This window comes from Companilactobacillus sp. y65-5, from assembly GCF_057541095.1.
Genome location: NZ_BAAJOA010000002.1, coordinates 44,487 through 59,827, shown reverse-complemented (window position 1 = coordinate 59,827; position 15,341 = coordinate 44,487). Strand labels below are relative to the sequence as shown.

General features: G+C 39.8%; 10 protein-coding genes. 8 read left to right on the top strand and 2 right to left on the bottom strand.

Features of this window, described 5'->3' with window-relative positions:
* Positions 1-69: 69 nt before the first annotated feature.
* The 4 genes from rpoB to AC27FM_RS04215 all read left to right on the top strand — a co-directional run bounded on the left by rpoB (position 70) and on the right by AC27FM_RS04215 (position 9,234).
* The gene (gene rpoB, locus AC27FM_RS04230) at positions 70-3,675 is read left to right on the top strand and encodes a DNA-directed RNA polymerase subunit beta (protein WP_487086183.1); all 3,606 of its coding nucleotides are present in this window, start codon (positions 70-72) and stop codon (positions 3,673-3,675) included.
* A 29-nt stretch (positions 3,676-3,704) separates the two neighbouring features.
* Complete coding sequence (gene rpoC, locus AC27FM_RS04225; protein ID WP_487086182.1) at positions 3,705-7,373, top strand: DNA-directed RNA polymerase subunit beta'; 3,669 nt, start codon at positions 3,705-3,707, stop codon at positions 7,371-7,373.
* 195 nt (positions 7,374-7,568) lie between these two features.
* Positions 7,569-8,381 (top strand): alpha/beta hydrolase, encoded by an 813-nt coding sequence (locus AC27FM_RS04220; RefSeq protein WP_487086181.1) that lies wholly within the window; start codon positions 7,569-7,571, stop codon positions 8,379-8,381.
* Between the two features lie 34 nt (positions 8,382-8,415).
* Positions 8,416-9,234, top strand: a complete 819-nt coding sequence (locus tag AC27FM_RS04215; RefSeq protein WP_487086180.1) for an alpha/beta hydrolase — start codon at positions 8,416-8,418, stop codon at positions 9,232-9,234.
* Between the two features lie 3 nt (positions 9,235-9,237).
* Here the strand turns inward: AC27FM_RS04215 and AC27FM_RS04210 are convergent, their stop codons facing one another.
* The gene (locus AC27FM_RS04210; protein WP_487086179.1) at positions 9,238-9,903 is read right to left on the bottom strand and encodes a prepilin peptidase; all 666 of its coding nucleotides are present in this window, start codon (positions 9,901-9,903) and stop codon (positions 9,238-9,240) included.
* A gap of 223 nt (positions 9,904-10,126) precedes the next feature.
* Between AC27FM_RS04210 and rpsL the strand changes: the two genes are divergently transcribed.
* From rpsL to AC27FM_RS04190, 4 genes are all read left to right on the top strand, one after another.
* Positions 10,127-10,540: a 30S ribosomal protein S12 gene (gene rpsL / locus AC27FM_RS04205; RefSeq protein ID WP_487086178.1), complete on the top strand. Its 414-nt coding sequence runs from the start codon at positions 10,127-10,129 to the stop codon at positions 10,538-10,540.
* A 44-nt stretch (positions 10,541-10,584) separates the two neighbouring features.
* Positions 10,585-11,052, top strand: a complete 468-nt coding sequence (gene rpsG / locus AC27FM_RS04200) for a 30S ribosomal protein S7 (protein WP_487086177.1) — start codon at positions 10,585-10,587, stop codon at positions 11,050-11,052.
* A gap of 33 nt (positions 11,053-11,085) precedes the next feature.
* Positions 11,086-13,182 (top strand): elongation factor G, encoded by a 2,097-nt coding sequence (fusA, locus tag AC27FM_RS04195; protein ID WP_487086176.1) that lies wholly within the window; start codon positions 11,086-11,088, stop codon positions 13,180-13,182.
* A gap of 169 nt (positions 13,183-13,351) precedes the next feature.
* Positions 13,352-13,987, top strand: a complete 636-nt coding sequence (locus tag AC27FM_RS04190) for an HAD family hydrolase (protein ID WP_487086175.1) — start codon at positions 13,352-13,354, stop codon at positions 13,985-13,987.
* 44 nt (positions 13,988-14,031) lie between these two features.
* On the opposite strand, the gene AC27FM_RS04185 is transcribed toward AC27FM_RS04190, so the two are convergent.
* Positions 14,032-15,174 (bottom strand): CPBP family intramembrane glutamic endopeptidase, encoded by a 1,143-nt coding sequence (locus AC27FM_RS04185; protein WP_487086173.1) that lies wholly within the window; start codon positions 15,172-15,174, stop codon positions 14,032-14,034.
* Between the last annotated feature and the right edge of the window lie 167 nt (positions 15,175-15,341).

Sequence of the window (15,341 nt, the reverse complement as noted above, 5' to 3'; positions counted from 1 at the left end):
ATTTGTAACACAATTGTAATATTGGCAGAGCTTTATGTTTTGAACAAATTATATGTTGAGGTGAAAAATTTGACTTATCATAACGTTAATTATGGTGCACACCGTGTTCGTCGTAGTTATGCAAAGATCAAGGAAGTACTTCCACTGCCAAATTTAATAGACATACAAACAGATTCTTATAATTGGTTCTTAGATGAAGGACTAAAAGATATGTTTGATGACATTATGCCTATCGATGACTTTGCTGGAAATCTTTCATTGGAATATGTTGGCTACAAATTATTAGAACCAAAATATACTGTTGAAGAAGCAAGACAACATGATGCTAATTATTCAGCACCATTACATGTCACTTTGAAGTTAACTAATCATGAAACTGGCGAAATCAAGACACAAGATGTCTTCTTCGGCGACTTCCCATTGATGACAGAACAAGGTACTTTCATTATTAATGGTGCCGAACGTGTTATTGTTTCTCAATTAGTACGTTCACCTGGTATTTATTACAATGCAGATACTGATAAGAATGGTCGTATCAACTATGGTACAACTGTTATCCCTAACCGTGGTGCTTGGTTAGAATTCGAAACAGACGCAAAAGGTCTTGGATATGTAAGAATCGACAGAACTAGAAAATTACCTATCTCTGAATTGATCAGAGCATTAGGTTTTGGTGCTGATTCTGAAATCTTAGACATCTTTGGTGAAAACGACACATTGAACCTTACTCTTGAAAAAGATGTACATAAGGAAGCAACTGATTCACGTGTTGAAGAAGCCTTGAAGGACATCTATGAAAGACTCCGCCCCGGTGAACCAAAGACAGCAGATAGTTCTCGTTCATTGCTATATGCTAGATTCTTTGACCCACGTAGATATGACATGGCTCCTGTTGGTCGTTACAAGGTCAATAAGAAGCTCAACATTAAAACAAGATTATTAAACAAGACATTGGCTGAAACATTAGCTGATCCTGATACAGGTGAAGTAGTCTTAGCTAAGGATACAGTCTTAGACCGCGATGCTATGAGCAAACTTAGCCCATACTTAGATCGTGATGACTTCAAGACGGTTACACTTCAACCATCTGACGAAGGTGTCTTGACTGACCCTATTACAATTCAAACAATCAAGATCTACTCAGAGAGCGATAACGAAAAAGTCGTTAACTTGATCGGCAATGGTCATATTGACGAACACGTTCGTACGATCCAACCTGCTGATATTTTGGCTGGTATCAATTACTTCTTGAACCTTAGAGAAGAAATCGGTACAACCGATGATATCGATCACTTGGGTAATCGTCGTATTCGTTCAGTCGGTGAATTACTTCAAAACCAATTCCGTATTGGTTTGTCACGTATGGAACGTGTTGTACGTGAAAGAATGTCAATTCAAGACTCATCAACTGTTACACCTCAACAATTGATCAATATTAGACCAGTTGTAGCTTCAATCAAGGAATTCTTTGGTTCATCACAATTGTCACAATTCATGGATCAGACTAATCCACTTGGTGAGCTAGAACACAAGCGTCGTCTATCTGCTCTTGGACCTGGTGGTTTGACTCGTGATCGTGCCGGATATGAAGTCCGTGACGTTCACTATACTCACTATGGTCGTATGTGCCCGATTGAAACTCCTGAAGGACCTAATATCGGACTTATTAATAACTTGGCTAGTTATGCCATCATTAACAAGTATGGTTTCATCGAAACACCATATCGTCGTGTTTCATGGGATACACATAAAGTTACTGATAAGATCGACTACTTAACAGCCGATGAAGAAGATAATTATATCGTTGCTCAGGCTAATACACTTCTGAATGATGACGGTTCATTTGTTGATAACACGATTTTGGCTCGTCACAAGGATGACAATATTGAAACAACACCTGAAAAAGTCGATTACATGGACGTTTCACCTAAGCAAGTTGTTTCTGTTGCCACAGCATGTATTCCTTTCTTGGAAAACGATGACTCCAACCGTGCCTTGATGGGTGCCAACATGCAACGTCAAGCTGTTCCATTGATCAATCCACACGCACCACTAGTTGGTACAAGTATGGAATATATCGCCGCTCATGATTCTGGTGCTGCTTTGCTTGCAAAACACGCCGGTACTGCTGAATACGTTGACGCTAAGAAGATCACTATTAAGCGTGATGATGACGGTACGATCGATGAATACAAAGTTACAAAATTCCGTCGTTCAAATAATGGTAAGAGTTATAACCAAAGACCTATCATACGTAAAGGCGAAGAAGTTGCTAAGGGTGACATCATTGCTGATGGTCCTGCTATGGAAGGTGGAGAATTGGCTCTAGGTCAAAATCCATTGATTGCCTTCATGACATGGAACATGTACAACTACGAAGATGCTATCGTACTATCAGAAAAACTTGTTCGTGAAGATGCTTATACTTCAATCCATATCGAAGAGTATGAATCAGAAGCACGTGATACAAAACTTGGACCTGAAGAGATTACACGTGAGATTCCTAACGTTGGTGAAGAATCACTCAAGGATCTTGATGAGTTCGGTATCATCAGAATCGGTGCTGAAGTTCGTGATGGCGACATCTTAGTTGGTAAAGTCACACCTAAGGGTGTTACTGAACTATCAGCTGAGGAACGTCTATTACACGCTATTTTCGGTGAAAAAGCTCGTGAAGTTCGTGATACTTCACTTCGTGTACCACATGGTGGTGGCGGAATTATCCAAGATGTCAAGGTCTTCACTCGTGAAGCTGGTGACGAATTGGATCCCGGTGTTAACATGTTAGTCCGTGTTTATATTGCTCAAAAACGTAAGATTCAAGTTGGTGACAAGATGGCCGGACGTCATGGTAACAAAGGTACCGTTTCAATCGTTGTGCCACAAGAAGATATGCCATATATGCCAGATGGTACTCCAGTAGATATCCTATTGAACCCAATGGGTGTTCCATCACGTATGAATATCGGACAAGTTCTAGACCTTCACTTAGGAATGGCTGCTAGAAAACTTGGAATTCACGTTGCTACACCTGTTTTTGATGGTGTTCAAGATGATGAATTATGGGATATTGTTAAAGAAGCTGATATGGACACAGATGGTAAGTCGATCCTTTATGATGGACGTACAGGTGAACCATTCAAGAACCGTGTTGCCGTTGGTGTCATGTACTACATGAAGTTAGCCCACATGGTTGATGATAAGCTACATGCTCGTTCAATCGGACCATACTCACTAGTTACTCAACAACCACTTGGTGGTAAAGCACAATTTGGTGGACAGAGATTTGGTGAAATGGAAGTTTGGGCACTTGAAGCATATGGTGCTGCTTATACACTTCAAGAAATCTTGACATACAAGTCAGATGATATCGTAGGTCGTGTGAAGACATACGAGGCTATCGTTAAGGGTGAAAGTATTCCTAAGCCAGGTGTTCCGGAATCATTCCGTGTTCTGGTTAAAGAATTACAAGCTCTAGGACTTGATATGAAGGTTCTCGATGCTCATCAAAAAGAAATCGAACTTAGAGATATGGATGAAGATGAAGATACTGTAAGTATTGACGCTCTATCTAAGTTTGCTAAACAACAAGAACAAAAACGTGCTGAAGAAGAAGCTAAGAAGCTTGAAGAACAACAATCAGCCGAATCACAAAGTACTAAATCAGAAAAATAGTAATAATTTAGATTTAGGGAGGTTACCTTTTGATAGACGTTAATAAATTTGAAAGTATGCAAATTGGTTTGGCATCTCCTGACAAGATTCGTAGCTGGTCTTATGGAGAAGTTAAGAAACCTGAAACAATCAACTACCGTACTTTGAAACCAGAAAAAGATGGTCTATTCGACGAAAGAATTTTTGGACCAACTAAAGACTGGGAATGTGCCTGTGGAAAGTACAAACGTATCCGTTACAAGGGTATTGTTTGTGACCGCTGTGGTGTTGAAGTTACTCGTTCAAAGGTTCGCCGTGAACGTATGGCTCACATCGAATTAGCTGCACCAGTTACACATATCTGGTATTTCAAGGGAATCCCATCACGTATGGGACTTGTATTGGACATGAGTCCAAGAAACCTTGAAGAAGTAATTTACTTTGCATCATATGTTGTTATCGATCCAGGTGAAACAGACCTAGAACAAAGACAACTACTTACAGAATCTGAATATCGTAAGAAGCGTGAAGAGTTTGGTAACAAGTTCGTTGCCAAGATGGGTGCCGAGGGTATCAGAGATCTTCTCAGCAAAGTCGATATGAACTCTGAAGTTAAAGAATTGCGTGAAACATTGAAGACTGCACAAGGTCAAAAACGTACACGTGCTATCAGACGTTTGGATATTATCAGTGCTTTCCAAAAATCTGGTAACAAGCCTGAGTGGATGGTAATGGAAGCTATTCCTGTTATCCCACCAGACTTACGTCCAATGGTTCAACTAGAAGGTGGTCGTTTTGCCACTTCTGACTTGAACGACTTGTACCGTCGTGTGATCAACCGTAACAACCGTTTGAAGAGATTGTTGGATCTACATGCTCCAAACATCATCGTTCAAAACGAAAAGAGAATGCTTCAAGAAGCTGTCGATGCCTTGATCGATAATGGTCGTCGTGGCCGTCCTGTTACAGGACCTGGTAACCGTCCATTGAAGTCACTCTCACATATGCTTAAAGGTAAGCAAGGACGTTTCCGTCAAAACTTACTTGGTAAGCGTGTTGATTACTCTGGTCGTTCAGTTATCGATGTTGGTCCTACATTGAAGTTCTATCAATGTGGACTTCCACGTGAGATGGCACTTGAATTATTCAAGCCATTCGTTATGCATGAATTAGTTAAACGTGAGATCGCTTCTAACGTAAAGAACGCTAGAAGAAAGATCGACCGTCAAGATGATGATATTTGGGATGTACTAGAAGACGTGATCAAAGAACGTCCAGTACTACTTAACCGTGCCCCTACACTTCACAGACTTGGTATTCAAGCCTTTGAACCTGTATTGGTTGATGGTAAGTCAATCCGTCTACATCCATTAGCTTGTGAAGCTTACAATGCCGATTTTGATGGTGACCAAATGGCTATCCACGTTCCTCTATCAGACGAAGCTCAAGCTGAAGCACGTATGTTGATGCTTGCTGCTCACCATATCCTTGCTCCTAAAGATGGTAAGCCTATCGTTACACCATCACAGGACGTTGTTTTGGGTAACTACTACCTAACAATCGAAACAAGACATATGACTGGTGAAGGTAAGATCTTCAAGGATTCAAATGAAGTTCAAACTGCATTGTTAAATGGTGATGTTCATTATCATACAAGAATTGGTTTGGCTGTTTCATCAATGCCAACTAAGCCATTTACTGATGACCAACGCGATAAGGTTATGTTAACTAGTGTTGGTAAAGTTATCTTCAATGAGATCCTTCCAGAAGACTTCCCATACTTAAATGAACCAACTGATGATAATTTGGAAAACGGTGTTCCTGATAAGTACTTCCTAGGCAAGGGTGAAGACATCAACAAACTTCTCGATGAGATGGATCTAGTTGACCCACTCAAGAGTGGTTACATGTCAGATATCATTGCTAAGGTATTCAAGGTTTACCGTGTTCAAAGAACATCATCACTACTTGATGATATGAAGGAATTAGGTTACACAATCTGTACTATCTCTGGATTGACAGTTGGTGTTACTGATGTTCCTAACTTGACTGAAAAGCCTGAAATCATCGAAAAGGCCCACAAACAAGTTGCTTCTATTTCTAAGCAATTCCGTCGTGGTCTGATCACTGATGATGAACGACATGATCGTGTTATCAGTGTTTGGAATGACACAAAAGATGAAATTCAACAATTGTTGATCGATTCATTTGATCCAACAAACCCTATCTCAATGATGTCGGACTCAGGTGCCCGTGGTAACATCTCAAACTTTACTCAGCTAGCAGGTATGCGTGGACTTATGGCTGCCCCTAATGGTGGTATGATGGAAATCCCTGTTATTTCTAACTTCCGTGAAGGACTATCTGTCTTGGAAATGTTCATGTCAACCCACGGTGCTCGTAAAGGTATGACTGATACGGCTTTGAAGACAGCCAACTCAGGTTACTTGACTCGTCGTTTGGTTGATGTTGCTCAAGATGTTATCGTTCGTGAAGAAGATTGTGGTACTGACCGTGGACTTCTCGTAAGTTCAATCATGGAAGGTACAGATATGATCGAACCATTGTATGACCGTCTAGTTGGACGTTATACACAAAAGACTGTTAAAGATCCTCAAACTGGTGACGTTCTGGCTGAGCGTGGAGTTCTTATGGACGAAAACTTGGCACAAAAGATCGTTGATGCTGGTGTTAAGGAAGTAACAATCCGTTCTGCATTTACATGTGATACAAAACATGGTGTATGTAAGAAATGTTACGGTCGTAACCTTGCTACTGGTGAAGAAGTTGAAATTGGTGAGGCAGTTGGTACAGTTGCTGCTCAATCAATCGGTGAACCCGGTACACAATTGACTATGCGTAACTTCCATACCGGTGGTGTTGCTGGTGGCGACGATATTACACAAGGACTTCCTCGTGTTCAAGAAATCGTTGAAGCTAGAAACCCTAAAGGTCTTGCAATTATTTCTGAGGTTGATGGTATTATTACAGCAATCAACGAAAACCCTGCAGAACATACTAAGGAAATCACTGTCGAAGGTGGCATTGATTCTAGATCATATAGTGTTCCTTATACATCCAGTGTTGCTGTTGCCGAAGGTGATCATGTAACTCGTGGTGGTAAGTTGACACAAGGTTCAATCGATCCTAAGGAATTGATCAAGGTTACAAATGTTCAAATAACAGAAAACTATCTACTTGCTGAAGTTCAAAAGGTTTACCGTATGCAAGGTGTTGATATTTCTGATAAGCATTTCGAGGTTATGATCAGACAAATGCTACGTAAGATCAGAATCCTTGATCCAGGTGATACTGATGTATTACCAGGTCAATTAATGGATATTTCCCAATTCACAGATCACAACCGTGAGACATTGTTCAGCGGCGGTATCCCTGCTACGGGACGTCCAGTATTACTTGGTATTACTAAGGCATCTCTTGAAACTAACAGTTTCTTGTCAGCTGCTTCCTTCCAGGAAACAACTAGAGTTCTTACTGATGCATCTATCAGAGGTAAGAACGATCCACTTCTTGGACTTAAGGAAAATGTTATCATTGGTAAACTTATCCCTGCTGGTACAGGTATGGCTAAGTATAACCACATGGAACCTAAGAAGACTGGTCCTATGGCTGATAACTCGCTTAATGGTGCTTATACAATTTCAGACATCGAAGCTCAAATGAAAGCTGAAGATGCTTCAAAACAAAGTAACAACTAGAATTAAATAAGTTATTCAAAGGATCTGAGTTTTTAGCTCAGGTCCTTTTTTGTTCACATTTTGATTTAATTTTATTTAAATTGTGAACAATACGAATCGTCTATGGTTTAATTAAGGTTATTGATTAAATATAATGTAAAAATAAATAATTAAGTTTAGAATAGATGTATAAACATCTTTATAAAGAGGCATGTTTTGAAGAAACAAACGTTGACATACAACGGTCATGAATTCGTGATCGATACGTATTGGTTAAATCCAATCGAAGATTTCGAAGCTGAAGTTAAGCATCCACTCGCAATTATTTTTCCGGGTGGAAGATTTACCTTTCAAACCGATCGAGAAGCACAGCCAATTGCTTTAAAGTTCGCCGCTGAAGGATTTCATGCGATTGTTTTACATTATCAATTAATAGAGTCTGACAGACCAGTTTATCCACTAGCATTACAAGAAACAGCTACAACTTTAAATTGGCTATCAACACAGGCCGACGGACATCATATAGATCTGAGCAAAGTGCTCTTAGTCGGTTTTTCAGCTGGTGGGCATGTAGTAGCTAATTTTAATTCGATCATGACTGATTTGAATTTACAAAATCAAATAATTTCTGAAGAACTCAAAGTTTTGCCAGCCGCCAATTTCCTATGCTATCCAGTGATTGATCTAACAGCTGGTTACCCACGTACGGAGGAACATAGAATGTCGGTCACTAAAAATGAGTTCTATTGGCGTTCACAAGATCATCTGACGGCCAGTGCTAAACCAGCATTTATTTGGCAAACGGTCAATGATAAAACCGTACCAGTGAAGAACTCACTACTGTACGCTGAAAAGATGGAATATTTAAAATTACCATTTGAGTTGCACTTATTTGCTTCTGGAAAACATGGACTGTCTCTGGGCACACCGGTCACTCAACAACCAGGAAACGAATTGCATCTGAATAAATCTGTAGCAATTTGGTGGGAATTGGGAATGAACTGGTTGAAGACGATTGATTTCTTATAGCAAATTGGAATGAAAGTCCAAGGAGATGTTCTCTATGAATACACAAGAGTTGTTATATAAAAATGTTGAATTCAGTATTGATACGTACTGGTTGGATCCCATTGCCGATTTCACTTCGGAAGTTAAACGTCCTTTGGTAGTAATCTTTCCGGGCGGGGGTTTCACTTTTCATTCAGACCGTGAAGCACAACCGATTGCCTTAAAATTTGCGGCAGCGGGTGTCCATGCGATCGTCTTACATTACAAGTTGATTGATGACGGTAATCCTGTCTATCCGTTAGCACTTCAAGAGACAGCAGCCACTTTGAATTGGATCCATAGCCAAGCGGAGGCTCATCAAATTGACTTAGACAAAGTTTTTTTGATCGGCTTTTCAGCGGGAGGTCACATCGTAGCCAACTACAATTCGTTGATGACTAATCCTGATACGTATGAAGAAATATACGGCGAACCGATAAGTGTCGATCCATGCGCAATAATTCTCAGTTACTCAGTCGTTGATTTGACGATGGGATATCCGGAGGATGTCGATTACGCGACTGAAATAAGTCCAGAGATTTTTTATTGGCAGTCGCAGGAGCATTTGACAAAATATGCCAAGCCAACTTTTATTTGGCAGACGGTGAGTGATGAGACGGTGCCAGTCATGAATTCAATCGTCTATGCACAAAAAATGGATCTATTGAACTTGCCGTATGAATTACATTTGTTCGCGACTGGACGTCACGGATTGGCACTATCTAATCATGTTACGGAGGATCCGGGTGAGAGCTCTTACGTCAACTATGCGGATTCCAAGTGGTGGAGCATGTGTTTGAATTGGTTAAAATTACAAAAAGTCCTACCAAAATAATAATCAAGAGATCAGATAGACGATCCCAGTTGCTGCAGTGATATACGGGATAAATCTAAATGATCTTTTTTTGTGTCTGAAAAAATTAGCTATGCACAGTAGGCACGCTATCAAAATGATCTTGAGAATATCTTGATAGCCAAACAGGATGGCTAGTAGACCTAGTAGCTCTATATCACCTAAGCCGATACCGTGGTAGTTATAGTTAAAGATAAACAAACCACCATAGGTTATTGACCCAGCTAAAAAATAAAGTGGCGAGTGCTGGATCAAGGTATATCCAAAGGCTGGTACCATTATTAGATAGAAAACAGGATAGATGTAGCCGTAAAAGTGATCCATCAGACTTAAAACGACTAGTGTGAGCATTAACGGAATAGCAATATAAAGATTTTTGTTCATAGTTACTATTAGGAGCATGAATAAACCGCCGATAGTCTCTGTTAGCGGGTAGAGTATCGGGATGTTGCTTCTACAATTTTTGCATCGTCCATTTAATAAGAAAAAACTAAAAACCGGAATTAATTTATACCATTGCAAAACTAGGTTACAGTTGTTACACTTTGAGCGTCGAAATGTGATTTCAGGGAAATCATATGCGATAACAGTCAAAAAAGAAACTAAGCTAGCACCTAGCGTGAATATCGTTAAATAGAATAAATATGTCATTTTATCACCTCAAGTTAAATTACGTATTTTATTTGAGTCTTTTCTTGGATAGTTCATTGACATGTTCATTTTAAGATGATATTCTAATAGACGTGCTTTTATTAGCAGAGTAGTAGTTTGTTTAAGTATAAGCTCATATCGTATGCCACTTAGGTGGTTTATTATTTTACAAAATTATGAACCACCTGGATGTGTGTACTTAAATTTTTAGGAGGAACCTTGAATGCCTACAATTAATCAATTGGTACGTAAAGGCCGTAAGTCACAAGGGTCAAAATCTGATGCCCCTGCATTGAACTACGGTTACAACAGTATGAAGAAAGTTGCTACAAAGAACCCAGCACCACAAAAACGTGGTGTAGCAACTCGTGTCGGAACAATGACACCTAAGAAGCCTAACTCAGCCCTACGTAAGTATGCCCGTGTTAGACTATCAAACCTTATCGAAGTTACAGCATATATCCCAGGTGTTGGTCACAACTTGCAAGAGCATAGTGTTGTTCTTGTTCGTGGTGGACGTGTAAAGGATTTACCTGGTGTTCGTTATCACGTTGTTCGTGGTGCTTTAGATACAGCCGGTGTTGATGGACGTATGCAAAGTCGTTCAAAATATGGTGCTAAGAAGCCTAAGAAATAATTAAATCGCAAACAATGAAATAAGTAATAACGGAGGAATTTAATATGCGTAAAGGTAGCGCTCCAAAACGTGATGTTTTACCTGATCCAATGTACAACTCAAAATTAGTTACACGTTTGATCAACCATTTAATGTACGATGGTAAGAGAGGAACTGCTTCAACTATTCTCTACCGTGCATTTGATATTATTAGAGATAAGACTGGTAATGAACCATTGGATGTCTTCGAAGAAGCTATGACCAATGTAATGCCAGTTCTTGAAGTTAAGGCTCGCCGTATCGGTGGTTCTAACTACCAAATTCCTATTGAAGTACGTCCAGATCGTCGTACAACATTAGGTCTTCGCTGGATCGTTAGTTATGCTCGTCTACGTGGTGAACATACTATGGACCAACGTCTAGCAAATGAAATTATGGATGCAGCTAATAACACAGGTGCAGCTGTTAAGAAACGTGAAGATACACATAAGATGGCTGATGCTAACCGTGCATTTGCTCATTATCGTTGGTAATTAACAGTAAATTGAGAGGAGAAACAAAGTTTAATGGCTAATAAACGTGAATTCCCACTAGAAGAGACTCGTAATATTGGTATTATGGCTCATATCGATGCCGGTAAGACTACAACTACAGAACGTATTTTGTACTATACTGGTAAGATTCATAAGATCGGTGAAACACATGATGGTGCTTCACAAATGGACTGGATGGCCCAAGAACAAGAACGTGGTATTACTATTACATCTGCTGCTACAACAGCTGAATGGAAAGGTAACCGTATTAATATCATCGATACTCCAGGACACGTTGACTTCACAATCGAAGTTGAACGTTCATTGCGTGTGTTAGATGGTGCTATTACAGTTCTTGATGCTCAATCTGGTGTTGAACCACAAACTGAAAATGTTTGGCGTCAAGCTTCAACATACGGCGTTCCTCGTATCGTCTTCGTTAACAAGATGGACAAGATCGGTGCTGACTTTGACTACTCAGTATCAACTCTTCATGAAAGACTAGAAGCTAACGCTCATGCTATCCAAATGCCTATCGGTGCTGAAGATAACTTTGAAGGTGTTATCGACTTGATCGAAATGAAAGCTGATCTTTATGACGAAGATGAGTTAGGTACAAAGTGGGATACAGTTGATGTTCCTGATGATTATCTTGAAGCAGCAAAAGCAAAACGTGCTGAATTAGTTGAATCAGTTGCTGATGTTGATGATGACATCATGGAAAAATACCTAAATGGTGACGAAATTAGCAATGATGAACTTCGTAAGGCAATCAGACAAGCAACTATTGACTTGAAATTCTTCCCTGTACTTGCAGGTTCTGCCTTCAAGAACAAGGGTGTTCAAATGTTAATGGATGCTGTTGTTGATTACTTACCATCTCCACTTGATGTTCGTCCTTATAACGCTACAAATCCTAAGGATGACAGCCAAGTAGAATTAGCTGCTGACGATAGTAAACCATTTGCTGGTCTAGCATTTAAGATCGCTACTGACCCATTCGTTGGACGTCTAACATACATCCGTGTATATAGAGGTTCACTAGAATCAGGTTCATACGTTCTTAACGCTACAAAAGACAAGCGTGAACGTGTTGGTCGTTTGCTACAAATGCATTCTAACCACCGTAAAGAAATCCCTGAAGTTTTCTCAGGTGATATCGCTGCTGTTATCGGTTTGAAGAATACTACAACTGGTGACTCACTTACAGACCCTGACGAACCATTAATTCTTGAATCATTGGATATTCCAGATCCAGTTATCCAAGTTTCTATCGAACCTGATTCTAAGGAAGATAGAGATAAGATGGATCTTGCTATCCAAAAACTTTCTGAAGAAGACCCTACTTTCCAAGCAGAAACAAATCCTGAAACTGGTGAAACATTGATCGCCGGAATGGGTGAATTGCACTTGGATATCATGGTTGACCGTATGAAACGTGAATTCAAGGTTGCCGCTAAAGTTGGTGAACCACAAGTTGCTTATCGTGAAACATTCACTAAGTCAACAAGTTCACAAGGTAAGTTCGTTCGTCAATCTGGTGGTAAAGGTCAATACGGTGACGTATGGATCGAATTTGCACCAAATGAAGAAGGAAAAGGCTTCGAATTCGAAGATGCCATCGTCGGTGGTGTTGTTCCTCGTGAATACATTCCTTCAGTTGAACAAGGCTTGAAAGAATCAATGGAAAACGGTGTTCTTGCTGGATACCCATTGATCGATGTTAAGGCTAAGTTGTATGATGGTTCATACCACGAAGTCGATTCATCAGAAGCTGCTTTCAAGATTGCTGCTTCACTTGCATTACGTAATGCTGCTAAGTCAGCTGGTGCCGTAATCCTTGAACCTATCATGAAGGTTGAAATTGTTACTCCAGAAGATTACTTAGGTGATGTTATGGGACAAGTTACAGCTCGTCGTGGTCGTGTTGAAGGTATGGAAGCACGTGGTAATGCTCAACTTATCAACTCATTTGTTCCACTTTCAGAAATGTTCGGTTACGCTACAACACTTCGTTCAGCTACACAAGGACGTGGTACTTTCACAATGACATTTGATCATTACGAGAAGGTTCCTAAGTCAATTCAAGCTGACATTATCAAGAAAAATGGTGGAAACCCAGAAGAATAATTCTAATATTCAAAAAAAGCAAATCCTGTAAAATGGGTTTGCTTTTTTTTGTGGGTCTAAGTCAAAATGAAGCACTTTACTATCGCGTTGCTACCAATGAATTTGTTAGTATAGGTAATGCAGACGAATACGTTCGTTAACCTGCAATGACATTTACTGGAGGAATTGTATGAAGAAAAGTTTGTTCGTTTTTGATTTTGACAATACCGTGGCGCAATCCTTACCACTCTGTTTTGAATGTTTTCGGATCGTATTTTATACTTACAATAAAGAGACTTTGAGTGATGAAGAGATCGAAGCCTTGTTTGGACCATCAGAAGTCGACATCATTCGCAAGCGAGTTGCAGAGGACGTGGCTGATGAGGCGGTGGAACTTTACTACTGGTTGTATCGGGATCTACACGAACACTATATGCAGTCAGCTGACAGTCAAGGAATAATCGACTTAGTTCACCAATTAAAACAACGTGACAAGACGGTAGCGATGTTCACTGGTAAAGCTAGACGGAGTTTAGAAATCAGTCTCGACAAATTAGGATTGAATCCATACTTTGACTTCGTGATTACTGATGATGAGATCGTCAAGTCCAAACCTGACCCTGAAGGTCTCTTCAAAGTAATGGAACACTATCAGGCTACTAAGGCTGAAACGGTCTTTGTAGGTGATTCGGACGGTGATATGATTGGTGCTCGAGATGCAGGCGTAACCTCAGTTGGTGTCAACTGGTTTGCCAAACGTGATTTTCAAGTTGAACCAGATATTATTTCCAATGTTCCAGAAGATTTCCTAGATAATTTTTCATAAAAAAAGAGTTACAGATCATAAAAAAATCTGTAGCTCTTTTTAATTTAGTCGAAGACGTTAATTTGAGATTCTCGCCTTTGAGTGGCGCTGATTAAGAAGTATCCAATCAAGACGAAGATGATTGCTTCTATAATAATGCCTATCCAGTCACTAGGATTAATACCATTGGTCATGATTATCTCTGAAGTCATAGCAAATTGGAGAATATCCAAGGCTGAATGAATGATCATCGTTAAGTGTATCTGTTCAGTATAAAGGTAGAGTCCAGCAAAGAAAATTCCCACTCCAAAGGCTGCTATGATTTGGGTAAGTGTATTACTAAGGTCCTGACCAGCGGATAGATTGACCAAATGTGTTAGGCCGAATAGCAGACTACTGACTAAAGCTGCCAGCCAAAGCGAATTACGATAACGTTTGAAAGCGGCAATTAAAATAGTCAGTAATCCATAACGAAAGCAGATCTCTTCAGCCAGTCCAGCCTCCAGGCCATTCATAAATTTTAAGCTGGTCAATTTGAAACCAGTGAAGTCGTACGAAAGTAATGATTTGAAGAAATTCTCGTCACCGGTGGCGTTCCAGATGACGTACCAAGTTGACAATACTAATAGAAGAAAGACGATCCATTTGTTAGCTTGTGCAGCCAGGCGAACCTTGGGTAAGGCATATCCCCAAAGGTACATGGTGAAGGGGATAATGATTAAGGCCATCAAAGCCCCGATCATATTGGCGCCAATAAGGTCAGCGAGAAACTTTAACTTGATGTTATCAGGATGTTCAAAGAGAATCTCGGTCATAGCACCACTGGTCAGGAAGGTCACTTCATATAGAAGAACCAGCAGTTGTGATAGTTTGTTCTTGATCTGCCGAAATAGTAGATAGATGAGTGGTAAGTACATAACTAGCAAATAGAGACAAATCAAGATGACGACTGGAGTAGCATAGAGACTAACATGGAAGTAATTGAGCAATAGGACAATGGATAGTGGCAATAGAATGGTTTGTACAATTAGTTGCACGATGAGATTGAGTCGATGCAAATGCTTGAAACGGGTCGGCCAATCGACCAGCAGGTTAATCAACAATAGGAAGAATAGTGCAGGTTGCTTGAGTCCAGCGAGTATGATTGCTAAAGAATCGAAACCAAGTTGAAAGTTAAAACTGTAGCGCAATATTTTATCCTGATTCAAAACGGATCCCCCAATAAAATAATTTCAATTTTTTTAGATTTATAGTGCAATGTTGTGGTGAATATTATATCATGTAAAACCGAAGGCAAAATCAGACATTTTGTCACAGCAATGATTCTCATGAAAAGCCAACTTGGCTTAAATTATTCAGTTGAATTTTAGATTTT

What these genes read in the sequence shown, in the direction of transcription:
- AC27FM_RS04190 (WP_487086175.1), top strand. Translation starts at nt 13,352, where the DNA reads ATGAAGAAAAGTTTGTTCGTTTTTGATTTTGACAATACCGTGGCGCAA.
- rpsL (WP_487086178.1), top strand. Translation starts at nt 10,127, where the DNA reads ATGCCTACAATTAATCAATTGGTACGTAAAGGCCGTAAGTCACAAGGG.
- rpsG (WP_487086177.1), top strand. Translation starts at nt 10,585, where the DNA reads ATGCGTAAAGGTAGCGCTCCAAAACGTGATGTTTTACCTGATCCAATG.
- fusA (WP_487086176.1), top strand. Translation starts at nt 11,086, where the DNA reads ATGGCTAATAAACGTGAATTCCCACTAGAAGAGACTCGTAATATTGGT.
- AC27FM_RS04210 (WP_487086179.1), bottom strand. Translation starts at nt 9,903, where the DNA reads ATGACATATTTATTCTATTTAACGATATTCACGCTAGGTGCTAGCTTA.
- AC27FM_RS04215 (WP_487086180.1), top strand. Translation starts at nt 8,416, where the DNA reads ATGAATACACAAGAGTTGTTATATAAAAATGTTGAATTCAGTATTGAT.